This is a genomic window from Bradyrhizobium sp. B120, from assembly GCF_049075665.1.
Classification (GTDB): Bacteria; Pseudomonadota; Alphaproteobacteria; order Rhizobiales; family Xanthobacteraceae; genus Bradyrhizobium.
Window position 1 is genome coordinate 8,022,392 of sequence record NZ_CP185242.1, and the last position, 25,986, is coordinate 8,048,377.

Sequence of the window (25,986 nt, forward strand, 5' to 3'; positions counted from 1 at the left end):
GCGTAATATCAGATGCTGGGTCCGTCCTCGGACCGAGCGGTTGTCGACAATGCCGGGTGGAATGTGAAGCAGCTTCGTTACGTCTACGACGTCGTGATGGATGCCTTTTACACGTTCCTCGCCGACGACGGCTGGGCGATCGCGAGCCACATCGCGCTGTCGACCCTGATGGCGCTGTTTCCGTTCCTGATCGTGCTGACGTCGGTGGCCGGCTTCTTCGGCTCCAAGGAGCTTGCCGACCAGGCCGTCGGCCTGTTGCTGCAGGTCTGGCCGCAGCAGGTCGCCGAGGCATTGTCCGGCCAGATCCACGACGTGCTGACAAACACCCGCGGCGACATCCTGACCATCGGCGCGGTGCTCGCGGTCTACTTCGCCTCCAACGGCGTCGAGGCGCTGCGGGTGGCGCTGAACCGCGCCTATGCCGTGATCGAGCCGCGGCGCTGGTACTGGCTGCGGCTGGAATCGATCGGCTACACGCTGGTCGCGGCGTTCACCTCGCTCGCGATGGCGTTCCTGATCGTGCTTGGGCCGCTGATCATCGAGGCGGCGCGGCGCTATATTCCGTTCTTCGTCGAATCCAACGAGAGCCTGCTCAACACCGCCCGTTACGGCATCACGGTGCTGGCGTTGGTCGTCGCGCTGTTCTTCCTGCATGCCTGGCTGCCGGCGGGCCGCCGCGGCTTCACGCAGATCCTGCCCGGCATCATCTTCACCATCGTGGCGTCGCTGATCTCGGGCATCGGCTTCGGCATGTATCTGGCGCGCTTCGCCAACAATTACGTCACGATGTATGCGGGGCTCGCGTCGGTGGTGATCGCGCTGGTGTTCCTGTATTTCATCGCCGCGATCTTCGTGTTCGGCGGCGAGCTGAATGCGGCGATCATCAAGTCGCGGCTGCCGCGCGGCGTGCCGCTTCAAGCAGCGCAGTCGCGAGCGCCCGCGGAGAAACAGGCTTGACGAGGAAGGCGTCGGCGCCGGCGGCACGCGCCGCGGCTTCGTCCTCGGCACGCCCGGAGATCCCGACGATCACGATGCGGCCGTGCGGCGGCGGCAGCGCGCGGATACGCTTGATGGCCTCGACACCGCCGATGCCGGGCAGCACCATGTCCATCAGCACGGCGTCGAAGGCACCCTGTCCGAGCCGATCGGGCGCGCCCTCGCCCTGACCGATGAATTCGGCATGGTGGCCGAGTTCGGTCAGGATCGTGTTGAGCACGACGCGGCCGAACGGATTGTCCTCGACGCTGAGCAGCCGCAGTCCCTGCGATGACGGCACCGCCGCGCCTTCGCTTGAGGACGCACCGGCCGGTGCTGCAGCTGAAGCCAGCACCACGTTGAGCGTGAAGATGGTGCCGCCGCCCTTGCGCTGGGCCACGACGATGTCGCCGCCCATGGCGCGCGCGAGCTGCTTGACCGAGGACAGGCCGAGCCCGGCGCCGCCGAACCGCGCAGCAATCGAGACATTGGCCTGCGAGAACGGGCGGAACAGGCGCTTGACCTCCGCTAGCGTCAGGCCGATGCCGCTGTCGGAGATCGCAAAGGCAATCCCGATCCTGCCGTTCGCCTTTCCCTTGACCGATCCCTTGGCCGATCCCTTGGCCGCGCGCACCGGCGCGACATGCAGCTCGATGCTGCCCTGCTCGGTGAACTTGACGGCGTTGTCGATCAGGTTTTCCAGCGCCGCGCGCAGCCGGACGGGATCGCCGACCGCAAACGCCGGCAGCTTGGCGGAGATCTCGACCGAGGCGCGCAATCCCTTGGCTGCGGCGCGGCCGGCCAGCGAATCGCCGGCGTGGCGGGCCAGCGTGCGCAGGTCGAAAAAATCCTGCCGGATCTCGAGCCCCGGCCCCTCGCTCCGGGCAGCGTCGACGAACAGGGTCGCAAGGCTCGCCAGATGCTCGGCGCCGGCCTTGATGGTATCGACCCAGCGCCGCTCGCGCTCGTCGAGATCCGATGTCGCGAGCAAGTTGCTGATCGCCAGGATTCCGGTCAACGGGGTCCGGACCTCATGGGCAAAGGCGGCAAGCGCGGTCTCGATCAGGCCGGGACCGGCCTTCGGGGAGGCCTTCGGCGCAGTTCGCTTGCGGCCCGGCTTCGCGACCGCCTTGGTGACCGCCTTAGTGACCGCCTTAGTGACCGTCCTGGCGACGCGGGTCTTCGACGGCTCGCCCTTGGCTCGCCACTTGCTGCGCCCTCCGCGCGATGCTTTCGCCATGATCTCCGTGACCCCGCCCCGCGGCCAGCATGGCATGCCAGGAGCGGCAGAGTCACGGCGCCCTTTGGGTGTAGCCAAGGCAAGTCAGGATGATGGTAACCAGTCCATCCATCCGCGGTACCTCACCCGCTTGCGGGCAGGGCTGTCGCACATGGCACTCGGCTGACAGCCATACGCGATAGCCTGCCGTCACAGGGACGCACCGCCAAAATATCGAAAACAACCCCATGCAAAGTAGCCGGCGGCTGCCGGCGCTCGACACGGCAACTTGACACGTCGGGCAAATCAGCGGCACACTTCCATTATTCCGAAATCATGTGCAGAACGCTAGAGCAAGCCGACCAGGCGGCGGATATCGGCTGGGCCGGCGCCCTCCGCCCGCAGCTCGCGCAGCCCGGTCGCCCGGGTCGATTTCGACAGCTTTTGGCCGGCGGCGTCCCGGATCAGCGCATGGTGCCGGTAGGCCGGCACGGGCAGGCCAAGCAGTTGCTGCAGCAGCCGATGCACGCTGGTCGACCAGAACAGGTCAACGCCCCTGACCACATCGGTGACGCCTTGCAGGGCGTCGTCGATCACGACCGAGAGATGGTAACTGGTTGGGGTCTCCTTGCGCGCCAGGATCACGTCGCCCCAGGCCTCCGGCCGGGCCGCCACGTCCCCGGTCTCGCCGACCGGACCCTCGCCCGCCTCCTGCCAACGCAGGCCGCCGGTGCGGACGCATGCTGCCGCCATGTCGAGCCGCAACGCGAACGGCGCGCCCTGCCCGATCAGCCGGTCGCGCTGCTCGGCCAAGAGGGATTTCGCCGTTCCCGGATAGAGCGGCGCGCCGTCCGGATCGCGCGGCCACGCGCCACCGGCCTCACGGTCCGCGACCAGCCGCGCGATCTCGGCGCGGCTCTCGAAGCTCGGATAGACCAGCCGCTCGGCCGACAGGCGGTCGAGCGCCGCGCGGTAAGCGGCAAAATGCTCCGACTGCCGCCGCACGGGGGTCTCCCAGGCGATGCCGAGCCAGGCCAGATCCTCGTAGATCGCCTGCTCGAATTCGACCCGGCGGCGCGTTGCGTCGATGTCCTCGATCCGCAGCAGGAAGCGTCCGCCCGCGGCACGCGCCAGGTCGTGGTTGAGCAGCGCCGAATAGGCGTGGCCGAGATGCAGGTAGCCATTCGGACTCGGGGCAAAACGGAAAACGGGTGGCATGGCGTTCGATCGCGGGTCATTGCCGGGCTCGACCCGGCGATCCTTGTTTGGGCATGATCTTCGCGCAAACACCTTGCGTTTGTCGCAAGCGAAAACCGGTTTCCACTTTTCCGGACCATGCGGCTCGACAAGACTCTGTTACGATAGGAGATGGATGCGCGGGTCAAGCCCGCGCATGACAAAGCCGATGCAGATCCCGCAATGCTGATTCATCTCGAAACCCAGGCCGACCTCGACGAGGCGATCCAGAAGCTGGTCGACCAGGATCGACGGCTGCGCCCGATCCTCGAACTGACCGGCATGCCGGCCATCCGGCAGCGCGAGCCGGGGTTTGCGGGGCTTGCCGCGATCGTCTGCGGCCAGCAGCTGTCGACCGCGAGTGCTGCCGCGATCTGGGGCCGCGTCAGCAGGGCATTCGACCCGTTCCACCATGAGACGATCCGCAAGGCGCGGGCCGACCGGCTCGGCCGGCTCGGGCTCTCCGCGGCCAAGATCAAGACGCTGAAGCACATCGCGCGCGAGCTCGCCGAGGAGCGGCTGAACCTCGACGTGCTCGCCAACGAGGAGGCCGATGCCGCGCACAACACGCTGACCGCGCTGCCCGGGATCGGCCCGTGGACCGCCGACGTCTATCTGCTGTTCTGCCTCGGCCATGGCGATGCGTGGCCGGCGGGCGACCTCGCCGTCCAGGAAGCGGTCAAGGTCGGGCTCGGGCTGAAGGAGCGGCCGACGCCGAAGCAGATGGCACCGCTTGCCGAGCCATGGCGTCCGCTGCGCGGCGCCGCCGCGCATCTGTGGTGGGCCTATTATCGCGTGCTCAGGAATCGCGAAGGCGTGATCGCCGGCGCAAAGTAGGTCGTCGAGAAAACATTCCAACTACGTGATCGCATGATATAGCAAGAGCAGACGAATACTTATTCAATTTGCCGGCCTCGCCATTTTTGCCCAGCACATCCTTCCTGCAAGGAGGACTGACCTGGTTTCACTTCGCACTCCGCTGACGCTTCTCCTGATATCCCTCGGGGCTATCGCCGCGGCGTGGTGGTGGCTGGGCATCCCGGTCAGCCTGGTGCGCGCTCCGATCGATCCGAGCGATAAAGTCCAGTGCATCTCCTACGCCCCGTTCCGCAACAATCAGACATCACTTGCTCCCGCGACGCAGGTCACGCCGGAACAGATCGCGGAAGATCTCGCGCAACTCGCGAAGATATCCAACTGCATCCGCACCTATGCGACCGATCTCGGTCTCGACCAGATCCCGGGGCTCGCAGCCAAGGCGGGGCTGAAAGTCATTCAGGGCATCTTCCTCGATCGGGACCGAAAGAAGAATGCGACGCAGGTCGAAACGGCGATCCGCCTCGCCAAGCAATATCCAGACACGATCATTGCGCTCGTGGTCGGCAACGAGGTTCTGCTGCGCAAGGAAATGGCGGCGTCCGACCTCCGCGACTTGATCCGTTCGATCAAGGCGCAGGTCAGCGTTCCCGTCACCTATGCCGACGTCTGGGAGTTCTGGCTGAGCAATCGCGAACTTTCCGACGCCGTCGACTTCATCACGATTCACATCTTGCCGTACTGGGAGAATATCCCGATCCCCGCGGAACATGCCGCCGCTCACGCTGACGAGATGCGCCGGCAGATCGCGGCGGTTTTTCCGGGCAAGGAAATCTTTATCGGAGAAGTAGGCTGGCCGAGCGAGGGGCGCATGCGCGAGTCCGCGCTGCCATCGCGCGTCAATCAGGCGCGGGTGGTCTCGGAGATGCTCGACCTCGCACGGCGCGAGCATTTCCGCGTCAACCTGTTCGAGGCGTACGATGAAGGATGGAAGCGCGAGATCGAAGGTACGGTCGGTGGCTCCTGGGGCCTGTTCGATTCCGAAGAGCGAACACTGAAGTATCCGGCTGGCCTGCCGATCAGCAATTTTCCGTTGTGGAAACTGCAAATGTGCAGCGGAATGGCGCTGGCGGTCCTGGTGTTCGGCGCGGCATGGCTGACCTTGCGCCGCAAGCCGAGGGAGCCAAAGGAAGCAAGGCTCGTGTCATGGCTTGCGGTCGGACTCTCTGCGACCACAGCCGGAATCCTGTTCGGGGTCGCCGCGCAACGACTGGTCTATGAGAGCTACGGTACCGGAGGCTGGCTGGTGTGGGGCTCGCTTCTTGTGGCGGCAACGGCCTCGCCGGTGTTCGGTGCCAACGCCCTGATGTCGGGCCGCGCACCGCCCAGCTTTGCCGAATTGCTGGGTCCGAAGGGCTACCACACTGAATCGATCCTGGTGACGATGCACGGATTGGCCTTGATGGTCACCGCCGTGATCGGCACAGCGACAGCACTCGGCCTGATCTTCGACCCGCGCTTCATCGATTTTCCGTTCGCGCCCCTCACGATGGCGGCGGTGCCTTTTGCAGCCTTGACGCTGCTCAATCCTCCCGGGAAGGGAAACCGCCCTCTGGCGGAATCGATGTTTGCCGGCATCTTCCTTGCAGCGGCAGTCTACACAGGGCTCAACGAAGGGCTGGAGAACTGGCAGTCGCTGTGGACTTGCGCGGCCTTCATGTTGCTCGCGGTAACACTATGGCGGGCCCGCGCCTGAAAACACGTACTAGAGCCCTTTTCCGTTCCGATCGAATCGGAACGGGGCTCTAGATTTTCGTATTGACGCGTTTTCTTGACGCGAACCGGTATCCACTTCGCTCGAAAACGCGCTAGCCGCGCAGCCTGATCCGGTCCTCGCGCGCGCAATCGGTGACGAAGCCGATGACGGCGCGCACCGAGGGAAGCTCGACCAGATCGGGATGGGCGAGCAGCCAGAGATCGGAGAGGCTCGACAGCTTTTGCGGCGCGACCCGAACCAGATCGGGATAATCCGCCCCGACCAGGCAGGACAGCGCGCAAATTCCGAGCCCGGCCCGCGCCGCCGCGAGCATGTCGCCCTGCGAGGAGCAGCGCATCACCAGCGTGCCCTGCCGCGTGATGACATCGCTCCACCGCGCCAGCTGCGCATTCGAGGCCTGGTCGGCGAATCCGATCACGCTGTGTCCCCGCCATTCGTCCGGCCGTTCCGGCAACTTGCGCCCGGCCGCATAGCCGCGTGACGCATAGAAGCCGGCGCCGAGCCGTCCGATCTTGCGCCCGATCAGGTTCTCGTCGCCGGCATCGACCGGCCGCAACACCACGTCGGCCTCGCGGCGCCGTACGCTCGCCGGAAACGGGTGGGTGATGATCTCGAGCTGGATGTTGGCGTGATCGCGCAGGAACGGCCCGAGGCGCGGCATCAGCCAATGCGCTGCCAGCGTCGCGCCGATCGACAGCTTCACGACGCCGCGGGCCTGCTCGCCGGTGGCGGACGCGGCCGCCTCCGCGCGCAGCGCCGCCGCGGCCATCACCTCGGTGTGCTCGCGGAACTTGCGGCCATGCGATGTCAGCGACAGGCCGTCATTGGATCGGGCGAACAGGCGGGTCCCGAGCTGCTTCTCGAGCGCCGCGACATTGCGGCCGACGGTGGGGTGGCTGATGCGCAACCGCCGCGCCGCGCCGGCGAAGCTGCGCGTCTCGGCCACCGCGACGAACGTCTTGCAAAGCTCCCAGTCCATGTTGCCGCCCGCGCCGATGTTCATTTCTGGCCAATCAGCTGTTCAATATTGAACGTCATGACGCGGCCGTCCAGCCTTATATTGCCGCGCCAAAGGAGCCGCCGCTCCGGCCATCACAACAAATCGCGATCCGCCCCGGCCGCCGGCCGGGCGGCGCCCATGGAGGATCCGAACAATGTCGCTGCCCGCCTCGCTCGCCAACAGGCTCGAACTGCCGGTCGTCGGTTCCCCGCTGTTCATCGTCTCGGGGCCCGAGCTCGTGATCGCGCAGTGCAAGGCCGGCATCGTCGGCTCATTCCCGGCGCTCAACGCCCGCCCGGTCGAGAAGCTCGACGAATGGCTGACGCAGATCGAGAACGAGCTCGGCGAATACCAGGCACAGCATCCGGAGAAGAAGGTCGCGCCCTACGCGGTCAACCAGATCTGCCACGCCTCCAACGACCGGCTGATGCACGATATGGAAACCTGCGTGAAGCACAAGGTGCCCATCATCATCACCTCGCTGCGGCCGCCGTCCGAGATCGTCGAGGCCGCGCATTCCTACGGCGGCGTGGTGTTCCACGACGTCATCAACGTGAAGCACGCCCGCAAGGCCGCCGAGCAGGGCGTCGACGGATTGATCCTGGTCTGCGCCGGCGCGGGCGGCCATGCCGGCACGCTGTCGCCGTTCGCGCTGGTGCGCGAGGTCAAGCAGTGGTTCAAGGGCACCATCCTGCTGTCGGGCGCCATCTCCGACGGCTGGAGCATCGCGTCCGCACTCGCGCTCGGCGCCGACCTCGCCTATGTCGGCACCCGCTTCATCGCGACCGAGGAAGCCAACGCCGACCTCAGGTACAAGCAGGCGCTGACCGAATACGCCGCGCACGACATCGTCTATTCGAACCTGTTCACCGGCGTGCACGGCAACTACCTTGGACCGTCGATCGCGGCCGCGGGCCTCGATCCGGGCAACCTGCCGGTCGCCGACAAAACCAAGATGAATTTCGGCTCCGGCGGCAACACCAAGGCCAAGGCCTGGCGCGACATCTGGGGGTCGGGCCAGGGCATCGGCCAGATCACCGACGCCCCGCCGGTCGCCGAGCTGGTGGCCCGGATGAAGGCGGAGCTTGCGCAGGCGCGCGACAGCTTCACGACGCGGCTCAGCGCCTGATCGGCAATCCCTGATATCTCGCAGGAGCGCAGGATGAAGCGTCCGCTGTCATTGATCCTTCTCGCCCTGCTCACAACGATGTCCGGCATGGCACGGGCCGGCGACGGCCCGTGGGGTGCGTTCGAGAAGAACACGCTCAATCCAGGCGAGATGTCGCAGGCGACGCCGGCGGACCTCGGTCTGGCCTTCGAGCGCGTCGCAATACCGAGCCACGATCGCCGGCTCGACGGCTTCCTGGTGCGTGCGGCCGCATCCTGCCAGGCGGCGCCGGCGTTGCTGATCTTTCACGGCCGCGGCGAAACCGTCGCCGACTGGATCGCGGTGCAGAAATTCCTGCATGACAAATGCGTGTCCTCGCTGGTGTTCGACTATTCCGGCCACGGCCGGAGCAGCCCTCCCGGGACGATCGACAACATCAACGAGGATAGCGTCGCGGCGCTCGACGCCTTCTTGAAGCTGTTTCCGGCCGGCGTACGGCGCTGCCTGCTCAGCCACTCCCTCGGCGGCGGTCCATTGCTTTACGCGGCAACGCATGGCGACGCCAAACCGGACTGCATCATTGTTGCAAGCCCGTTCTCGTCGCTGCGCGACATTGCCATTCGGGGCGGCGCGCCCGAGCAGGCCATGCTCAAGCTGCCGGACGTCTGGAACAATGTCGACGCGGCGAGCCATGTGTCGATCCCCCTGCTTTGGGTCCACAGCCGGTCAGACAAGACGATCCCTATCGATCTCGGCCAACGGGTCTATGATGCCAAGCCGGGAACGAAGGCCTCCAACGTGGTCGACGGATTTGATCACAACGCGATCTACAAGGAGATGCCCGACGCGATCTGGTCACCGATCATCGCGTTTGCGAAGACCAAATGAGCGGCCCGGGCCGGAAAAAATGGTAAGACCGAACACCGGCCGGACGATCACGAGGAAACGGAACGGAATATGATCATCAGCGGCGACAGACAGATCAGCTATGGCGACATTCACGCCCGCATCGCGCGGGCGGCGACCGGCTTCCGCGCGCTCGGCGTTCAGGGCGGCAAGCCGGTCGGCATGATGCTGCGCAACGATTTCGCGCTGTTCGAGGTGGTCGCAGCCGCAGCCGCACTCGGCAGTCCGGTGGTGCCGATCAACTGGCATCTGAAGGCCGACGAGGTCGCCTATATCCTGTCCGACAGCGGCGCCGACACGCTGGTCTGCCACGCCGACCTGCTGCCGCAGATCCGCGACGGGCTGCCGCCGGGGATCGAGTTGCTGGTGGTGACGACGCCGCCGGAGATCGCCGCGGCCTATGGCGTGGCGCCGGCGTCCACCCGGGTGCCTGACGGCATGACCGATTGGGACAGCTGGCGTGAAACGCATCAACCGCTGACCGACGCCCCGATCGGCGCAGCGCCGATGTTCTATACATCGGGCACCACGGGCTTGCCGAAGGGCGTACAGCGCAAGCCGCTGCCGCTCGCACAGCAAGCCGCCGCCGCGCGCATCGGCACCATCACCTTTGGCATCAAGCCGGACGACGGCCAGGTGATCCTGATGAACGGCCCGATGTACCATTCGGCCCCGCACTCGTACGGGATGTTCGCATTCCGCTTTGGCTGCACCATTGTGCTGGAGCCACGCTTCGATCCCGAAGACCTGCTGCAACTGACCGAACGCCACCGCGTCACCCACATGCACATGGTTCCGACCATGTTCGTGCGGCTGTTGCGGCTGCCCGAGGAGACGCGGCGCCGCTATGACCTGTCCTCGCTGCGCTTCATCGTCCATGGCGCGGCGCCCTGCCCGGTCGAGGTCAAGCGCGCGATGATCGACTGGTGGGGACCGGTGATCAACGAATATCTCGGTGCCACCGAGACCGGCATCCCGATCTGGCATACAGCGGCGGAAGCGCTGGCCAAGCCCGGCACGGTCGGCCGTGCCATTGAAGGCGGCATCGTGAAGGTGTTCCGGCCGGACGGCACGCTTTGCGACGTTGGCGAGCCCGGCGAAATCTTCATGCGTCAGACGTTGATATCGGATTTCGACTATCATGGTAACGCCAAGGCACGCGCCGAGGCCGATCGCGACGGCCTCGTCAGCGTCGGCGATGTCGGCTATCTCGATGCGGACGGCTATCTGTTCCTGTGCGACCGCAAGCGCGACATGGTGATCTCGGGCGGCGTCAACATCTATCCCGCCGAAATCGAGAATGCCCTGATCGGCATGGCAGGCGTCCGCGACTGCGCGGTGTTCGGCGTGCCCGACGACGAATATGGCGAGCGGCTGTTCGCCTGCGTCGAGCCGGAAGCGGGCAGCACGCTGTCGGTCGCGGCGATCCAGGATTTCCTGCGCGGCAAGCTTGCCAATTTCAAGGTGCCGCGCGACATCCGCTTCATGGACGCGCTGCCGCGCGAGGCGACCGGCAAGATCTTCAAGCGCAAGCTGCGCGACCTCTACCGCGAAGGACAGCTTCGCTGAGCAAGGTGACGTGAAGGCGAACGACGTTTGAAACTTAGTTGCTGTTGCAAAAGCCGGCGATCGACGCAACGATGCCGGCGCATCTGACGCCGGGATCATCGCCATGAACGCCACTGACTTCATCGTCATCCGCAACGACCTGCAGCAATGCAAGGTGATCGAGACGCGATTGCCCGATGCCGCGGCGCTGCCGGCCGATGCGCTGCTGGTGAAAGTGACCCGCTTCGCCTTCACCGCCAACAACATCACCTACGCCGTGATCGGCGAGCAGCTGAAATACTGGCACCTGTTCCCGGCGCCCGACGGCTACGGCATCATCCCGGTGTGGGGCTTTGGCGAGGTGCTGGCCTCGAAACATCCCATAATCGCAGCCGGCGAAACGCTGTTCGGCTATTTCCCGATGGCGACCCATCTGGTGATCGAGGCGGCCGATGTCAGCAAGCGCGGCCTGCGTGACGGCGCCGCGCACCGCCAGGAGGTCTCGCCGGTCTACAATGCCTATGCCCGTGTCTCCGGCGATCCGACCTATGCCGGCCAGCAGGGCGATTTCCGCGCGCTGCTGCTGCCGTTGTTCATGCTGTCGTTCCTGGTCGACGACGCCCTCGCCGAGAATGAGTTCTACGGTGCACGCCGCGTCATCCTGTCGTCGGCCTCGAGCAAGACCGCGTTCGGGCTCGCCCATCTGCTGCACAAACGCGGTATCCGGGTGATCGGACTGACCTCGAAGGGCAATGTCGATTTCGTCACCTCGCTCGGCTGCTATGACGACGTCGTCACCTATGACCAGGTCGCCGCGATCCCGGCGGCCGAGCCGGTGGCCTATGTCGACATGGCCGGCAACAGCGCGCTGCGCGAGACCCTGCACCGGCACTTCGGCGCGCAGATGGTCTATTCCAGCCGGGTCGGGCTCACCCATCGCGCGAGCGAGCCGGACGAGCCGACACTGCCGGGCGCCAAGCCGGTGTGGTTCTTCGCACCGGACCAGATCCGCAAGCGTGCCAAGGAATGGGGTCCCGGCGGCATCGACCAGCGTTTCGGCGCCGCATGGACGGACCTCGTACCGCATCTGCCCATCTGGCTCGATGTGGTCGAGCGGCGCGGTCCGGCCGCGGTGCGCGAGGCCTATCTCGATACCCTGCAGGGCCGCGTTCCGCCGGATCAAGGCCTGATCCTATCGCTGGCCGAATAGGCGCTATCCCGTCACGCCCTTTCTGCGGCCTCGCCAATGGGTATAGGCTTGCCAGCAAGGGAACGCCGCCAAGAAAACGTCACCAAGGGCGGCCGATGACGAGAAGCGCTCAATGCTCGACAAGACGGACGATATTTCGGTCGCCGCCGACAATTGGCTTGTGCAGTTCGAGGATGCGCTGGCGGGCCCCGACGATGTGCTGCTGAAGCCGCTGTTCCATCCCGAGAGCTATTGGCGCGACGTGCTGGCGCTGAGCTGGAACATCCAGACCGTCAACCGCGCCTTTGCCATCATCGAGGACCTGCCCGCGCATGCGCGCCGCAGCGCGCCGCATGACTTCCGCATCGATGCCGAGCGCGCGGCGCCCCGCCGGGTGATGCGCGCCGGCACCAACGCGATCGAGGCGATCTTCAAGTTCGAGACCGCTGTCGGCCGCGGCCATGGCATCGTGCGGCTGATCCCCGACGCCGCCGACGGCGATCGGCTGAAGGCATGGACGCTGCTGACGGCGCTGGAGGAACTGAAGGGATTCGAGGAGCAGCAGGGACACACGAGGCCGCGCGGACAAGTCTATTCGCGCGACTTCCGCGGCCCCAACTGGCTCGACCTGCGCAAGGCGTCCGCCGAATATGCCGGCCGCGATCCCGATGTACTGGTGGTCGGCGGCGGACAGGCCGGGCTTGCGATCGCCGCGCGGCTGCAACAGCTCAAGATCGATGCGCTGATCGTCGACCGCGAGCCGCGCGTCGGCGACAATTGGCGCAAGCGCTACCACGCGCTGACGCTGCATAACCAGGTGCAGGTCAATCATTTGCCCTACATGCCGTTCCCGCCGAACTGGCCGACCTACATCCCGAAGGACAAGCTCGCCAACTGGTTCGAATCCTATGTCGATGCCATGGAGCTGAACTTCTGGACCGGAACCGAATTCGTCGGCGGCAGCTACGACGACGCTCAGGGACGCTGGACCGTCGAGCTGCGCCGCGCCGACGGCACGACGCGGAAACTGCAGCCGCGCCATGTCGTGATGGCGACCGGCGTCAGCGGCATTCCGAGCGTGCCTGATATCCCGTCGCTGAAGAGTTTCTCCGGCAAAGTCATGCATTCCAGCGGCTATGAAGACGGCGAGCATTGGGCAGGCAAGCGTGCGCTTGTCGTCGGCACCGGCAACAGCGGCCACGACATCGCGCAGGACCTGCACTCCTCCGGCGCCGAGGTCACGCTGGTGCAGCGCTCCTCGACGCTCGTCACCAATATCGAGCCCTCGGCGCAGCTGGCCTATGCCGCCTACAATGAAGGCTCGCTCGAGGACAACGATTTGATCGCGACCTCGATGCCGCTCGCGCTCGCCAAGCGCAGCCATGTGCTGATGACCGAACAGTCGAAGGAACTCGACAGACCGCTGCTCGACGGTCTCGCGCGCAAGGGCTTCAAGCTCGATTTCGGCGACGGCGGCACCGGCTGGCAGTTCAAGTACCTGACCCGCGGCGGCGGCTATTACTTCAACGTCGGCTGCTCCGATCTCGTCGCGAGCGGCGCGGTGAAGCTGCAGCAGTTCGCCGATATCGAGACGTTCGTGAGCGAAGGCGCACGGCTGAAGACCGGCGAGACGATTGCCGCCGACCTGATCGTGCTCGCGACCGGCTACCGGCCGCAGGAAGAGCTGGTGAAGAAACTGTTCGGCGAGGCGATGGCCGCGCGCGTTGGCCCGATCTGGGGCTTTGGCGACGGCCAGGAGCTGCGCAACATGTACACCCGCACGCCGCAGCCCGGCCTGTGGTTCATCGCCGGCAGCCTCGCGCAATGCCGCATCAACTCGCGCTATCTGGCGCTGCAGATCAAGGCGATCGAGGCAGGCCTGTTGCCGCGCGATGTCGGGCCAGTGGCGAAGCTACCATAGCCAACACCGTCATTCCGGGGCGCGCGCAGCGCGAGCCCGGAATCCATCAAGCCACAAATTCTGCCGCTAAATGGATTCCGGGCCTGCGCTTCGCGCATCCCGGAATGACGAAAAGGGGAGACCACGATGCCAACCATCCTCGGCACCGGCGAGCACCGCTATCGCGTGGTGGAGAACTTCGCAAAACTCCCCGACGGCTGGAGCCTGACGGATGTCGCCTCCGTCGCGGTCGACAGCAAGGACCGCGTCTATGTCTTCAACCGCGGCGACCACCCGATGGTGGTGCTCGACCGCGAGGGAAGCTTCATCCGGAGCTGGGGCGAAGGCGTGTTCGCGCGCGCCCACGGCCTGCATATCGATGCCGACGACAATCTCTATTGCACCGACGACGGCGACCACACCGTGCGCAAATGCTCTGTCGACGGCAAGGTGCTGCTGACGATCGGCATCCCGAACAAGCCGGCGCCGTTCATGAGCGGCGAGCCGTTCCACCGCTGTACCCATACCGCGCTGTCGCCGAACGGCGAGATCTATGTCTCGGACGGCTACGGCAATGCCTGCGTCCACAAATACACGCCGGATGGAAAGTTGATCAAAACCTGGGGCGAGCCGGGCACCGATCCCGGCCAATTCAATATCGTGCACAACATCACGACCGACGCCGACGGCTGGGTCTATGTCGCCGACCGCGAGAACCATCGTGTTCAAGTGTTCGACGGCAACGGCAGATACGAGACCCAGTGGAACAATCTGCACCGGCCCTGCGCGCTGTGCTGTTGCGGCGGCGGCAAGCAGCCGAACTTCGTGATCGGCGAGCTCGGTCCCGGCATGGCGGTCAACCGCAAGGTCCCCAATCTCGGCCCGCGGCTGTCGATCGTCGATGGCAACGGCAAGCGCATCGCCCGGCTCGGCGGCGAGCACGGCCCCGGCGTCGAGACCGGCAAATTCCTGGCGCCGCACGGCATCGCGCTGGACTCGCGCGGCGACATCTATGTCGGCGAAGTCGGCGTCACCGACTGGAAGACCAGCTTTCCGGATACCGAGATGCCGGCCGCGGTGCGGACGACGCGGTGCTTGCAGAAGCTGGAGCGGGTGACGGTGTAATTTTGTAAAGGCCGCCCTTTCCCTTACCCCGTCACCCTGAGGAGCGCGCATCGCGCGCGTCTCGAAGGGTCGACGGCCCGGCTGGTGGCCGTGCATCCTTCGAGACGCGCGTTCCGCGCTCCTCAGGATGACGGGGCTGGCAGCGAGCGCTGCGACTGAGATCAATCCCGCTTGATGCCCGCTGCGGAAAATCAAATCTCGCCGATCACCTCGCGGCGGCGCTGCTCGGATTCTTCCGCGTAGCGCCGCATCGCGTGCGCTTCGGTGAGCAGGCCGATCGGCCGCCGGTCGCCGTCGTCCTCGACCACCGCGAGCGATTCCGCTTCGGCGGCGTCGAACACCGCGATCGCCTCCTGCACGTTCATGGCAGGGTGCAGCACCACGTCGGCGTAGCGCAGGATGCCGGCAAGCCCCTTGTCGGCCTCGAGATCGGGCGCGTGCGCTTCCGCGACCAGCGCGAGCCCGGCATAGCGTCCCTCGCCGTCGACCGCGACGACCTGGGTCTTGGAGCCGGGCGGGAATTCCTCGCGAAACGCCTCGATCGGCATCGCCGCTTTCACCGTCGTCATGTCCTGCCGCATCATCTTGCCGACCGTGAGATCGCGGATCCAGCCGATATCGGCGGCGCTGCGGATGGTCTCGCCGCGCAGATGCAGCCGCCAGGTCGCGAACGAATAGCCGAACAGCTCGCGCGTGATCGTGGTCGAGATGATGACCGCGACCAGCACCGCGGTGGTGAGCCAGAGATTGCCGGTGGATTCCAGCGCGATGAACGACATCGTCAATGGACCGCCGATCACCGAGGCCGACAGCGCGCTCATCCCGATCACCGCATAGGCGTTGGGATCGAGATTGAGCCCCGGCCACACGATGTCGACGCCGGCCGCGAACAGCCGGCCGCCGAGCGCGCCCATGAACAGCGTGGCGAAGAACAATCCGCCGCGGAAGCCCGAACCGAGCGACACGATCGAGGCCACCGCCTTCAGCGCGAACACGCCGGCGATGAAGGTGAGCGGCATCGCCACGATGCCGGCGAAGCGCAGCGCGCCATGGCCCGACGACATCACCTGCGGCGTCAGCAGCGCCATGGCGCCGACCGCAAGCCCGCCGAGCGCCGGCCGCAGCGGCGGCCAGAGCCGGGTCTTGGCGAGCAGCGTCTCGCACAGCGCCACCCCGCGCATGATCGCAATCCCGGTCAGGGCCGCGACCACGCCGAGCAGCGCGGCGATCGCAAGATCCCGTCCGAGCACGTCACCGACGGTTCCGACGCCGACGCCGAGCGGCAGCGGCTCGAAGGCATGGGCGACGAAATAGCCGGCCACCGCCGCCACACCGACCGGGGTCAGGCTCGCCGGCGTGTAGCCGCCGATCACAAGTTCGAAAGCGTAGAACGCGCCCGCCAGCGGCGCGCTGAAGGCCCCCGCGATCGCCGCCGCGGCGCCGCAGCCGACCATGATTCGCTGGTCGTTGCGGCGGAGATGGAAACCGCGGCCCAGCGAGGCGGCCAGGCCGCTCGAAAGCTGGGTGTAGCCGGCCTCAAGCCCGACCGAGCCGCCGACGCCGCTCGACCAGATGGTCTGCAGCGCCACGATCACGCTGCCGCGGAACGACATCCGGCCGCCATAAAGCGCGTTGGCCTCGATCGGGTCGATTTCCCGGGCCGGCCGGACCCTGAGCAGCAGCAGGAACGCTACTCCGAGCACCAGTCCGCCGACCGTGGGAACCACGAGGGCACGCACGGGATCGATGCTGGGCTGGCTCGACAGCCGATCGCCCAGCGGCAGATTGAACAGAACCGAATGCAGCACCGTGACCAGGCCGCTCATAACCGCCACCACGAGGCCGCCAATGGCGCCGATCAGCAGTGCCAGCACCACGAGGCTCGTCTCGTGCGCACGCACGAATGCGCGCAACCGGCGCGGCGCCTCGAGATAGCTTGTGGTCGTGGTCATCGGCAGGGTCCGTCACTGGCCGACAGGGCCTTGCGGCTCCCTTTACGGGCCTCGCGGGCGGGAGGCAATCGGGGCAGGAACATGGCAGGGCATGGCGGATAAGCCGCTCATTGCTCTTCACAATCCCGTCACGCTGCCTGTAGTATGTGAGTGCATGCTGCTTCGCAGCTAATGGGAGATCAGGAGCGTTATTTGAACGCACATGTCTCGCAAGGCGGTTGGCCGGTGCTGGTCTTGAATGCGGACTTCCGGCCGCTGAGTTATTACCCGCTGTCGCTCTGGTCCTGGCAGGACGCGATCAAGGCGGTGTTCCTCGATCGTGTCAACATCGTCGAATATTACGACCGGGCGGTACGAAGTCCTTCCTTCGAAATCCAACTGCCGAGCGTCGTATCCCTCAAGTCATTCGTAAAGCCGACCACCCACCCCGCCTTCACCCGGTTCAACGTTTTCCTTCGCGACCGATTCAGCTGCCAATATTGCCTGTCGGGCGACGACCTCACCTTCGATCACATCATTCCGCGCAGCAAGGGTGGCCAGACCACCTGGGAGAACGTCGTCGCCGCCTGCTCACCGTGCAATCTGCGCAAGGGCAATCTGACCCCGCAGCAGGCCAAGATGTTTCCGAGGCAGACGCCCTACGCGCCGACCGTGCATCAGCTCCATCGCAACGGCCGGCTGTTCCCGCCGAACTATCTGCACGAGAGCTGGCTCGACTATCTCTACTGGGATACTGAGCTCGATCCGTAAGGCGCTGCCCTTATGCGTGCTGCGACTCCTACGAACGTCAAGACACACCCGGATTGACCGCGAGAGGGCCAGGAGGTCGGCGTGCTCAGTGCGATGTTCCGCCACCTCAAGCGCACCGGCCATGTCGAGGCCCGCGGCCGTGCGCAACCCGCCCTGATGGCAAGGCTGGAGTTGCAGCGCTGGCTCGTGTTCACCGCGCCTTCGTCATGGCGTTGACACGCGTTCCCGAAGTGAACGACGCCGTTGTGCGCGGTGATATCTATGTCGGCGGCCTCGCCGGCGAAGCCTGGAGCCGGTTGATGCACGACTTCGGTTGAGAGCGGGCGTTGACCAGGTAAGGCAAATGCAGCGATCACGACGTGCGGTCACCGCGCAGGACTGAAGCCCTGCGACCAAGCACAGCGAAATCACATCGCCGGAGGGGACGATCGCGTCCCCTCGATCATGCTCGCCGCACAGCGCGCAAACGGCTCAAGGACAAGCCACATTGTTCGCGGTTGCGTCGACCCAGCGATCCGAGAGCTTGTAGTACGAATAGCCGTTTGAGCTTGCGGCCTGGATGTAGATTTTCCCGTACGCGCTCAGGTTTCCGCTGCCATAGGCCACGCCACCCCACGCAGGCGGCGTCAACGGAAGGCTTGGGCCGCCATTGGCCGTGGTCCAATCCCCACCGGGAATGATCTCATTGTTGTTGCCGCCGACGCCCCACTCGGTGCTCGAGTTGAAGTAACAGATGTAACCGGTACCGGTGAGGTAGTTGACCGTCGCTCCCTGGAAGCCAAGTACGACGGCAGCCACTGCCGTGTGGATCGATGCCCAGTTCGGTGTGGTCTGCGTTCCGTCGCGATAATACAGATTGCCGTAGGTGCCGTTCCAGGCATTGAGCTTGACCGCGTCGCCGCGGCAGGCCGGATCCGACGTCGTCTGGCATTTGGGAGCGCTCGCCGCGAAGTCCCAGCCAGTCGGTTTTGACTGCCACAGGCCCTGGACGCTGGCATCGACGAGGGTGAAGCCCTGCGTCGCGGTCGCCTGATAGAGCTGCCCCGCCGTCGTCAGCTGCTGCACGGTATCGCCGGTACCGACGACCTTTGCCGTTCCGCCCGAATTGCCCGCGAACGCCTGCCCGGCCGAGTTCGTATACCAAAGCTTGCCGGCGGGATCGACGAACCACAGATACGCGTTGTTGACGTGAGGCGCGATGCTGGTCGCTTGCAGATTTGTTCCGCCCGACGTCACGTTGCGAAACCCGGTGGTGCCGGAGAGATTTGCAAGCAGGTTGCCGGTGCTCGCCTGAACCACATAGATGCCATTGGTGACCGAGCTGATCGCGGTGGCGTTGTAGCCGGTGTTGTAGAGGCCCGCCGATGTCAGCTCCCACAAATTGCCCGCAGTCCCGTCGACATACCAGAATGCAGCTGCACCAAGGTTCGACGAGGCCGTCGCACTGGTGAGATCATAGATCGCCTGATAGGTGCGATTGACGAACGTCGGATCCAGGAAGCGCGTTTTCCCGAATGTCGGATTTGCGGGATCGGTGAGGCCGGCGTACGCGTAGAGCAATGTCCTGAAATCCAGCGTCCCTTGCGTGATCATGCCGATGTCTTCCTGCCGGTAGACACCTTCCGGATTCCCGATCCGTTGTGAAAACTGGACGATCGCCGATTGCATTACGCTTTGGTGGGCCAGCAGCCCCCAAAGGCTTACCGGCGCGACAATCGATACGGTTGGATCGACGAACAGGTCGACGCCGGACCCTCCGCCGGTGCCAGCGCCGAACGCCGCAAGGATCGAGTGATCGTCGACCGACGAATCCCTGCTGGTGCCGAAATTCACCACCATGAGCGTCGAATTCGGCTTCACCTGATAGAACAGCTGCAACGCCAGCGACGCGAACCCCTGGCATGCGATACCCATCGTCCCCGATTGTTGATGGTATCGATTGCAGAAAAGGTGCCGTTGATCGGCGTGCATGCGTCGAGCAATTCGAACGCCAGCGTGCTCGCGAAGATCAGCGCCAGACCGTCGTCGTTGACGCTGCCATAGAGCGGCGAGGCCGCGGTCAGCTTCGACAGAATTGCGCCCTTGGTGGAACCGAACAGACTGGTCAGCTGGGTCGCCAGTTGACCTTGCGCCCCGTTGAACTGAGCTTCCGTCGTCTGTGCTGCGGCCGATGCGACCTGACTGAGCTGACCTGCAGAAAAGAACTGCGTCTGCAGTCCCGGCTGCGAACTGCATAATGCGGACGCCTCTGCGGCAAGCCCCAGCGTGCATACCAAGAGCGCCAGCACAAACCTGATCATTGTTGCTTCCCCCAATGGCTCGCAAGAGGCTTTGGGAGCCTCTTATCCGAGAATCAGAATCTATCTAAGATTGCATTCGACGGGGAGGCATATTCACCTGAATGATGTGACGGTATGACGACAGGGGAGATAGTGCACGGCCCGGCATCGCGGCCGCCTGGTCCCGCCGAGCTATCTGCACGAGCGCGCGCATCGGCTTGCTGCCGCGCCGTCAGACCTCCGGCGCTGGCTGTCCCGGCGGGAGGAGTTGCGCTGCCAGGACCATGCCGAGCATTGCGATCGCCGCCATCACGAACGTCCAGCTGACGTACAGCTGGTGACCGATCAACCCGCCGCTCAGCAGCGGAGCGCAGATGTTGGCGCCCGACATCAGCGATTGGTTGAGACCCATGATCATGCCCTGCCGGTTGATCGCGGTGCTGCGCGACAGTTCGGCGGTCAGCGTGCTGCGGGCGAACATCATGCCGACGATGATCAGCGTCAGGAACACGGCAAGCAGGCTGATCCGGTCAGCGAACGCAAGTCCAACCGATCCGGTTGCCATGCAGGCGAACGCCGCCAGGACAATGATGCGGTCGGAAGCGAAGATATTCGCGCGCGTGATCAGGGCACACTGCACGACCATGTTGATGAAACCGGCATAGGCGAACACCGCGCCGAGCTCGCGGGCGCCGAAGGCATGCCCGTTCCAGCTGAAGCGCGCCGACAGGAACAGGCCGATCTGCGACAGGAACATCGAATTGACGAAGAAGAACACGACGAGCAGACCGAGCACGCGCCACGCATAGCGCAACCCGAGGATCGCGTGCGCGGGCGTCGGCTCGGGCACCCGCTGCTGATAGAGCGGCTCTGCGGCCGGATGATCCGGCGACAGCAGAACGATCGTGGCAACGATGCTGATCAGCGACAACGCTGCGGCAGCCCATACCGGCGAGGTGTCGCCGTAGTGGACAAGGAGGCCCGACAGCGCGGGACCGACCAATAGACCGGTCCCGATCGCGCCGCTGGTCATGCCGAGCGCCTGCTTGCGGGCCTGCGGCGCGCTGTGCTCGGCCGCATAGGCGTGCGCCACCGAGATGTTACCGGACGTCAGCCCGTCGACGATCCGGGCCATAAACACCAGGGTCAGGTTGCCCGCGACGGCAAGCAGCACGAATCCGATGCAGGTGCCGATCTGGCTGACGAGAAGCACCTTGCGGCGACCGTAGCGGTCGGACAGCGCGCCGACGACCGGGCCGGCGATCAGCTGGCAGAGCGCATAGACCGAAATCAGCGCGCCGATCACGAACGGTGTCGCGCCAAGCCGCTGCGAATAGAACGGCAGCAATGGCAGGATGATCCCCAATCCCGTCGCATCCACGGCCACGACGATGAAGGTCGGGACCAGCGTCAGGCTGCTCTCGCCCCGGAATTCTTCGCCAGCTCCCGTCGTGGAGCTCGTGCCCATTGCCGCTTGCTCGATCGCTTTTGCGTGATCACCAGGAACGTTCCGGATTATATAGTTGCAGCCTAATAGTTTGCATCCTATCTAATTTGCATGCCTCCTTCGCAATCCCATATCCACGCCGAGATCGGCCGCCTGATCACCAGGCTCGCGCGGATCTGGCGGCGCGAGTCGGATCAGGCGCTATCCGATCACGGCCTGTCCTACGCGACGGCGATACCGCTGCTGGTGCTGTCGCGGCAGGGCGAGAACGTCCGCCAGGGCGTACTCGCCGACGAGCTGGGGATCGAGGGGCCTTCGCTGGTGCGGCTGATCGATCTGCTGCAGTTCGAAGGCCTGGTCGAGCGTCGCGAGGACCCGACCGATCGGCGCGCCAAGACACTGCATCTCACCGCGGCCGGCGAAGCCAAGGTCGAGGAGACCAACCGGGTGCTGCGCCGCGTGCGGGCCAGCGTGCTGAAGGATATCGGCAGCGAGGAACTTGCGGTAACCTTCGAGACGCTGCAGCGCATCGAGGCGCGGGCGAGCCGCCTGCAAGACGCCAAGAGCGCGGCAGCCAAGACCGCTCTGGCCAAGACCGCTGCAGAGGCGAAATAGTCATGCGCGCGGAAGAGCCGTTCCTTGTCCGCCACGCGGACCTCATCTTCGCGTTGAAGACGTTCGCCGCGTCGATGCTGGCGCTTGTCATCGCACTGGCGATCGATCTGCCGCGGCCCTATTGGGCGATGGCGACGGTCTATATCACGTCGCAGCCGCTCGCCGGCGCGACCAGCTCGAAAGCGTTCTTCCGCGTGATCGGCACCCTGGTCGGCGCGAGCATGACGGTCGCCCTGGTGCCGAACCTGGTCAATGCGCCGGAGCTGCTGTGCCTCGCGATCGCGCTCTGGGTCGGGCTGTGCCTCTATCTGTCGCTGCTCGACGGCACGCCGCGCAGCTATGTCTTCATGCTGGGCGGCTACACCGTCGCACTGATCGGCTTTCCGTCGGTGGCCGACCCGGGCAGCATCTTCGATGTCGCGCTGGCGCGGGTCGAGGAGATCTCGCTCGGCATCATCTGTGCGAGCCTGGTGTCGACCGTGGTGTTCCCGCGCAGCGTCGCACCGGCAGTCGGCGGCCGCATCAGGAGCTGGCTGTCGGACGCGCGCCGCCTGTCCCGCGACGTGCTGCTTGATCGCGGGACCAGCGAGACGCGCCGGGCCCAACGCCTTCGCCTTGCGACCGACATCGTCGAGATCGATACGCTGGCAACCCATGTCGCCTATGACCGGCTGGCCGATGCCGGCACCGCGCGCGGCCTCGGCGAGGTCCGGCTGCGCATGCTGATGCTGTTGCCGATCATCACGTCGGTCGAAGACCGGCTCGCCGCACTCGGCGAAGCAGCGCTGCAAAGGCAGCCGGAGCTGCGGCGCCTGATCGACGATCTCGCCGCCTGGATCGTCGACGACGATCGCCAGCGGCAATCCGGCAACGAGATCCGCGCTGCGATCGCCGAGCGGCAAACTGCCCTCGACGGCCTCGCGCCGCGCGAGCGCATCATCACGATCAGCCTGTTGCTCCGGCTCCGGGAGCTTGTCGACATCTCGGCCGACTGCCGCGCAATCGGCGATGCGATTGCCGCGGGCCAGGATATCTCCGCCGTCCCGCTGGCGTTCCACCCGGAGGCGGGCGCCGCGCCGGTCCGTCATCGCGACCACGGCATGGCGCTGTGGTCGGCCGCGGGCGCGGCGGTGGCCATCCTGATCTGCTGCGGCCTGTGGATTGCGACCGGCTGGGCCGACGGCGCCTCGGCGCCGATGATGGCGGCGGTCGCCTGCTCCTTCTTCGCCGCGCAGGACGAGCCGGCGCGCAGCATCCGGGCCTTCGGCCTGTTCTCGCTGGTCGCGATCGTCGTCGTCGCGATCTATCAATTCGCGCTGGTGCCGGGCATCTCCCATGTCGAGGTCCTGATCGCGGCACTGGCGCCGACCTTCCTGACATACGGCTTCCTGATCGCGCGGCCGAAAACCGCACCGATCGGCATGGCGCTCGCCGCCAACACCGCGACGCTGCTGGCGCTGCAATCGACCTACAGCGCCGATTTTGCCAGTTTCGCCAACACGTCGGTCGCCTTCTTCCTCGGCGTCGTCATCGCCGAGATCGTGACGCGGGTCGCGCGCGGCGTCGGCGCCGAATGGATCGCCAAGCGGCTGATGACGTCGGGCTGGCAGACGCTCGCGGTCGCGGCCGAGCGGCGCGGCCACGGCGATCGTGCGCAGTTTGCCGGCCTGATGCTGCATCGGCTCGGCCTCTTGGTGCAGCGCATCGCCTTCATCTCCGAAAGCGACCGCCGCGATGCCGACAGCCTGGTCCAGCTGCGCATCGGGCTCAACATCATCGACCTCAGGCGGGCCCGTTACGGCCTCGCCGCATCGACGGTGCGTGCCATCGACGACATGCTGGACGACCTCGCAGCCGCGTTTCGCGCCCATGCGGACGAGGCGTTGCCGGCCGAATTGCTGTCGCGCGTCGACGCGGCCGTGACCGCGGTCGTCAAGGATCCCAATGAGCGCGCGCGGGACGATGCGTTGCTCGGCCTCGTCGGCATCCGCCGCGGCCTGTTTCCGGATGCACCTGCGTATCGATCGCAGCCCGAGGAGAGTTTTGCTGCATGAGATATGAGCTCGACATCTACGGTGTGCTGGTTCCGGCGCTGCTGCTGTGGCTGATCGTGGCCTATGCGCTGAGCGCGGGGATCAGCCGGATCATGCAGCGCTTCGGGCTCTACCGGCTGGTCTGGCATCGCGCGCTGTTCAATTTCGCCCTGTACGTATGCCTGCTGGGCATCGTCGTCTATCTTTCGGAGTTTCTGCCATGAAAGGGAATTTCGCCTGGCTCGGCCGGGTTGCACTGACCGCGATCGCGCTCGTCGCCGCCCTCGCCGTCGGCCGCGCGCTCTGGATCTACTACATGGAGTCGCCATGGACCCGCGACGGCAGGGTCCGCGCCGACGTGGTTCAGGTTGCTCCCGACGTCTCCGGCTTCGTCACCGACGTGCTGGTCAAGGACAATCAGCAGGTGCATCGCGGCGACATCCTGTTCCGGATCGATCGCGCGCGCTTTGCCCTCGCGTTGCAGCAGGCCGACGCGGCAGTCGCCGGCCATCGCGCGACGCTGGATCAGGCCGACGCCGACCTCAAGCGCTACAGCGCCCTGACCACCGATGCGGTGTCGCAGCAGAAGCAGGAGCAGGTCCTCGCCACCCAGCTCCAGGCCAAGGCCGCCTATGACCAGGCGGTCGCCGATCGCGCGGTCGCCCAGCTCAACCTGGATCGCAGCGAGGTCCACGCGTCGGTGAACGGCACCATCACCAATATGGAGCTGCGGCCTGGCGTCTACGTCACCGCCGGCAAGGGCGTGATGGCGCTGGTCGACAGCGACACGCTGCATGTGGAAGGCTATTTCGAGGAGACCAAGCTCGCGCGCATCCACGTCGGCGACAAGGCAGAGGTCCGGCTGATGGGCGAGCCGGTCCGGCTCACCGGACATGTCGAGAGCATCGCGGCCGGCATCGAGGATCGCGACCGCGGGCAAGGCGCGAGCCTGCTCGCAAACGTCAATCCGACCTTCAGCTGGGTTCGGTTGGCGCAGCGCGTTCCCGTGCGCATCACGCTGGATAAGCTGCCGGATCGCATCGCACTTGTCGCCGGCCGCTCGGCGACGGTCGAGATCATCGACTAGCGACGGCATCAAGCCGGCCATCGTCCTTGCGGTGGCCCGCGTCGGCCATGCGTGTCTAGAGCGAGATGACTTTTCTTCGAGTCATCATCCCGCTCTAGCTCTTTGTCTTGAGCATGATCTTTCGGAAAGCCGCTCCACACTTTTCCGGATCATGCTCTATTGCACGCCGTAACGTGTGAAGTCGTCGCCGATGCTGCCCTGAAGCGCCTTGGCGGCCGCCATGTCGGTGTTGCCGCCCGCCTTGTCGCCCTGTTTCAGCTTGGCCAGCCCGCGGCCGTAGAGCGCGCTGGCCAGTTTCGGATCGATGCGAAGTGCGGAGCTATAGTCGTCGATCGCCGCGCCAAGCTCGCCCGTCTTCAGGTAGATCAGGCCGCGCGAATCGTAGGTCGCGGCATTGACCGACCCCGATTGCAGCGCCTTGTTGCAATCCTGCAGCGCCTCCTGCAACGCGCCAAGGATGGCGCGGCTCCAGCAGCGTCCATTCCACACGCCGGCCAGGTTCGGCTCGAGGCGGATGGCCTGATCGTAATCCTGCACGGCGCGGGCATAGTCATTTTTCCTCAGAAAGACACGCGCGCGGTTGGCAAAGGCCTCGCCGTAGTTCGGGTTGAGCTTGATGGCCTGATCGAAAGCCTCGGCCGCGCGATCGTAGTCGCGCTTCGTGAAGTAAGCCACGCCGCGGTTGTTGAACGGCTTGGTGTAGGTCGGATTGAGTTCGATTGATCGATCAAAATCCCGGATGGCGCTGTCATAGTCTCCTTTGGCGGCGTAGGCGTTGCCGCGGTTGTTGTGGGCGATCGCAAGGCCGGCCGGCGTCATGTCCTGACCCGCATCGATCAGCGCCGTGCACGCACCAATGCGCGCGTCCGCCTGCGCGTGGTCGAGGCCGCTGCACAGCTCGATATTCCGCAGATAGTTTCCCCGTGGCTTTGCGTCCTGCGCGCCGGCCGGCGATGCGAGCAACAGCAGGACGAAAAGCGCCGCGAGGCCACCACTCCGACCGGAACCTGCACGAGGCTTCATG

General features: G+C 65.5%; 23 protein-coding genes. 15 read left to right on the top strand and 8 right to left on the bottom strand.

The genetic code is table 11. From position 1 onward, the window contains the following. The first annotated feature begins 96 nt into the window (after positions 1-96). Positions 97-957 carry a YihY/virulence factor BrkB family protein gene (locus ACOIX3_RS37315; RefSeq protein ID WP_420971887.1) on the top strand — a complete coding sequence of 287 codons (861 nt, stop codon included), beginning with the start codon at positions 97-99 and terminating at the stop codon, positions 955-957. On the opposite strand, the gene ACOIX3_RS37320 is transcribed toward ACOIX3_RS37315, so the two are convergent. Continuing rightward, a complete protein-coding gene (locus ACOIX3_RS37320) occupies positions 884-2,215 on the bottom strand; it encodes an ATP-binding protein (protein ID WP_420966971.1) in 1,332 nt (443 codons plus the stop codon). The genes ACOIX3_RS37315 and ACOIX3_RS37320 overlap by 74 nt on opposite strands. Before the next feature lie 327 nt (positions 2,216-2,542). Further along, positions 2,543-3,412 carry a tRNA glutamyl-Q(34) synthetase GluQRS gene (gluQRS, locus tag ACOIX3_RS37325; RefSeq protein ID WP_420966972.1) on the bottom strand — a complete coding sequence of 290 codons (870 nt, stop codon included), beginning with the start codon at positions 3,410-3,412 and terminating at the stop codon, positions 2,543-2,545. A gap of 201 nt (positions 3,413-3,613) precedes the next feature. Here gluQRS and ACOIX3_RS37330 point away from each other — a divergent pair, with 201 nt between their 5' ends. Beyond that, on the top strand, positions 3,614-4,267 hold the full coding sequence (locus ACOIX3_RS37330; protein WP_420966973.1) for a DNA-3-methyladenine glycosylase family protein: 654 nt from the start codon (positions 3,614-3,616) through the stop codon (positions 4,265-4,267). A gap of 142 nt (positions 4,268-4,409) precedes the next feature. After that, on the top strand, positions 4,410-6,002 hold the full coding sequence (locus ACOIX3_RS37335) for a glycosyl hydrolase family 17 protein (RefSeq protein ID WP_420971888.1): 1,593 nt from the start codon (positions 4,410-4,412) through the stop codon (positions 6,000-6,002). A 112-nt stretch (positions 6,003-6,114) separates the two neighbouring features. On the opposite strand, the gene ACOIX3_RS37340 is transcribed toward ACOIX3_RS37335, so the two are convergent. Next, a complete protein-coding gene (locus ACOIX3_RS37340) occupies positions 6,115-7,002 on the bottom strand; it encodes a LysR family transcriptional regulator (protein ID WP_420971889.1) in 888 nt (295 codons plus the stop codon). A gap of 175 nt (positions 7,003-7,177) precedes the next feature. Between ACOIX3_RS37340 and ACOIX3_RS37345 the strand changes: the two genes are divergently transcribed. The 6 genes from ACOIX3_RS37345 (at position 7,178) to ACOIX3_RS37370 (ending at position 14,799) form a co-directional block, all read left to right on the top strand. Then, on the top strand, positions 7,178-8,152 hold the full coding sequence (locus ACOIX3_RS37345; RefSeq protein WP_420966974.1) for an NAD(P)H-dependent flavin oxidoreductase: 975 nt from the start codon (positions 7,178-7,180) through the stop codon (positions 8,150-8,152). A gap of 33 nt (positions 8,153-8,185) precedes the next feature. After that, the gene (locus ACOIX3_RS37350) at positions 8,186-9,019 is read left to right on the top strand and encodes an alpha/beta hydrolase (protein WP_420966976.1); all 834 of its coding nucleotides are present in this window, start codon (positions 8,186-8,188) and stop codon (positions 9,017-9,019) included. A gap of 69 nt (positions 9,020-9,088) precedes the next feature. Beyond that, positions 9,089-10,606: an acyl-CoA synthetase gene (locus ACOIX3_RS37355; protein ID WP_420966978.1), complete on the top strand. Its 1,518-nt coding sequence runs from the start codon at positions 9,089-9,091 to the stop codon at positions 10,604-10,606. Positions 10,607-10,709: 103 nt separating this feature from the next. Next, the gene (locus ACOIX3_RS37360) at positions 10,710-11,795 is read left to right on the top strand and encodes a DUF2855 family protein (RefSeq protein ID WP_420966979.1); all 1,086 of its coding nucleotides are present in this window, start codon (positions 10,710-10,712) and stop codon (positions 11,793-11,795) included. Positions 11,796-11,907: 112 nt separating this feature from the next. Further along, positions 11,908-13,695 carry a flavin-containing monooxygenase gene (locus ACOIX3_RS37365; protein ID WP_420966980.1) on the top strand — a complete coding sequence of 596 codons (1,788 nt, stop codon included), beginning with the start codon at positions 11,908-11,910 and terminating at the stop codon, positions 13,693-13,695. Between the two features lie 126 nt (positions 13,696-13,821). Beyond that, complete coding sequence (locus ACOIX3_RS37370) at positions 13,822-14,799, top strand: peptidyl-alpha-hydroxyglycine alpha-amidating lyase family protein (protein ID WP_420966981.1); 978 nt, start codon at positions 13,822-13,824, stop codon at positions 14,797-14,799. Between the two features lie 191 nt (positions 14,800-14,990). On the opposite strand, the gene ACOIX3_RS37375 is transcribed toward ACOIX3_RS37370, so the two are convergent. Then, positions 14,991-16,751, bottom strand: a complete 1,761-nt coding sequence (locus ACOIX3_RS37375; RefSeq protein ID WP_420966982.1) for a chloride channel protein — start codon at positions 16,749-16,751, stop codon at positions 14,991-14,993. Between the two features lie 192 nt (positions 16,752-16,943). On the opposite strand from ACOIX3_RS37375, the gene ACOIX3_RS37380 reads away from it, so the two are divergent. Together ACOIX3_RS37380 and ACOIX3_RS37385 are read left to right on the top strand one after the other, a co-directional pair. Continuing rightward, on the top strand, positions 16,944-17,501 hold the full coding sequence (locus ACOIX3_RS37380; protein WP_420966983.1) for an HNH endonuclease: 558 nt from the start codon (positions 16,944-16,946) through the stop codon (positions 17,499-17,501). A gap of 81 nt (positions 17,502-17,582) precedes the next feature. Then, positions 17,583-17,717 (top strand): hypothetical protein, encoded by a 135-nt coding sequence (locus ACOIX3_RS37385; protein ID WP_420966984.1) that lies wholly within the window; start codon positions 17,583-17,585, stop codon positions 17,715-17,717. 255 nt (positions 17,718-17,972) lie between these two features. Here the strand turns inward: ACOIX3_RS37385 and ACOIX3_RS37390 are convergent, their stop codons facing one another. The 3 genes from ACOIX3_RS37390 to ACOIX3_RS37400 all read right to left on the bottom strand — a co-directional run bounded on the left by ACOIX3_RS37390 (position 17,973) and on the right by ACOIX3_RS37400 (position 21,248). Further along, on the bottom strand, positions 17,973-19,415 hold the full coding sequence (locus ACOIX3_RS37390) for a hypothetical protein (RefSeq protein WP_420966985.1): 1,443 nt from the start codon (positions 19,413-19,415) through the stop codon (positions 17,973-17,975). Beyond that, positions 19,358-19,801 carry a hypothetical protein gene (locus ACOIX3_RS37395; protein WP_420966986.1) on the bottom strand — a complete coding sequence of 148 codons (444 nt, stop codon included), beginning with the start codon at positions 19,799-19,801 and terminating at the stop codon, positions 19,358-19,360. The genes ACOIX3_RS37390 and ACOIX3_RS37395 overlap by 58 nt, the downstream gene beginning before the upstream one ends. 211 nt (positions 19,802-20,012) lie before the next feature. After that, on the bottom strand, positions 20,013-21,248 hold the full coding sequence (locus ACOIX3_RS37400; RefSeq protein WP_420966987.1) for an MFS transporter: 1,236 nt from the start codon (positions 21,246-21,248) through the stop codon (positions 20,013-20,015). A 90-nt stretch (positions 21,249-21,338) separates the two neighbouring features. Here ACOIX3_RS37400 and ACOIX3_RS37405 point away from each other — a divergent pair, with 90 nt between their 5' ends. From ACOIX3_RS37405 to ACOIX3_RS37420, 4 genes are read left to right on the top strand one after another with little or no spacing between them, the layout of a single operon-like run. Beyond that, positions 21,339-21,842, top strand: a complete 504-nt coding sequence (locus ACOIX3_RS37405; RefSeq protein WP_420966988.1) for a MarR family winged helix-turn-helix transcriptional regulator — start codon at positions 21,339-21,341, stop codon at positions 21,840-21,842. A gap of 2 nt (positions 21,843-21,844) precedes the next feature. Beyond that, positions 21,845-23,896: an FUSC family protein gene (locus ACOIX3_RS37410; protein WP_420966989.1), complete on the top strand. Its 2,052-nt coding sequence runs from the start codon at positions 21,845-21,847 to the stop codon at positions 23,894-23,896. Continuing rightward, a complete protein-coding gene (locus ACOIX3_RS37415) occupies positions 23,893-24,099 on the top strand; it encodes a DUF1656 domain-containing protein (RefSeq protein WP_207833444.1) in 207 nt (68 codons plus the stop codon). The genes ACOIX3_RS37410 and ACOIX3_RS37415 overlap by 4 nt, the downstream gene beginning before the upstream one ends. Then, positions 24,096-24,962: an efflux RND transporter periplasmic adaptor subunit gene (locus tag ACOIX3_RS37420; protein WP_420966990.1), complete on the top strand. Its 867-nt coding sequence runs from the start codon at positions 24,096-24,098 to the stop codon at positions 24,960-24,962. Before ACOIX3_RS37415 ends, ACOIX3_RS37420 begins: the two co-directional genes overlap by 4 nt. Before the next feature lie 156 nt (positions 24,963-25,118). On the opposite strand, the gene ACOIX3_RS37425 is transcribed toward ACOIX3_RS37420, so the two are convergent. Continuing rightward, a complete protein-coding gene (locus ACOIX3_RS37425) occupies positions 25,119-25,985 on the bottom strand; it encodes a tetratricopeptide repeat protein (RefSeq protein WP_420966991.1) in 867 nt (288 codons plus the stop codon). Between the last annotated feature and the right edge of the window lies 1 nt (position 25,986).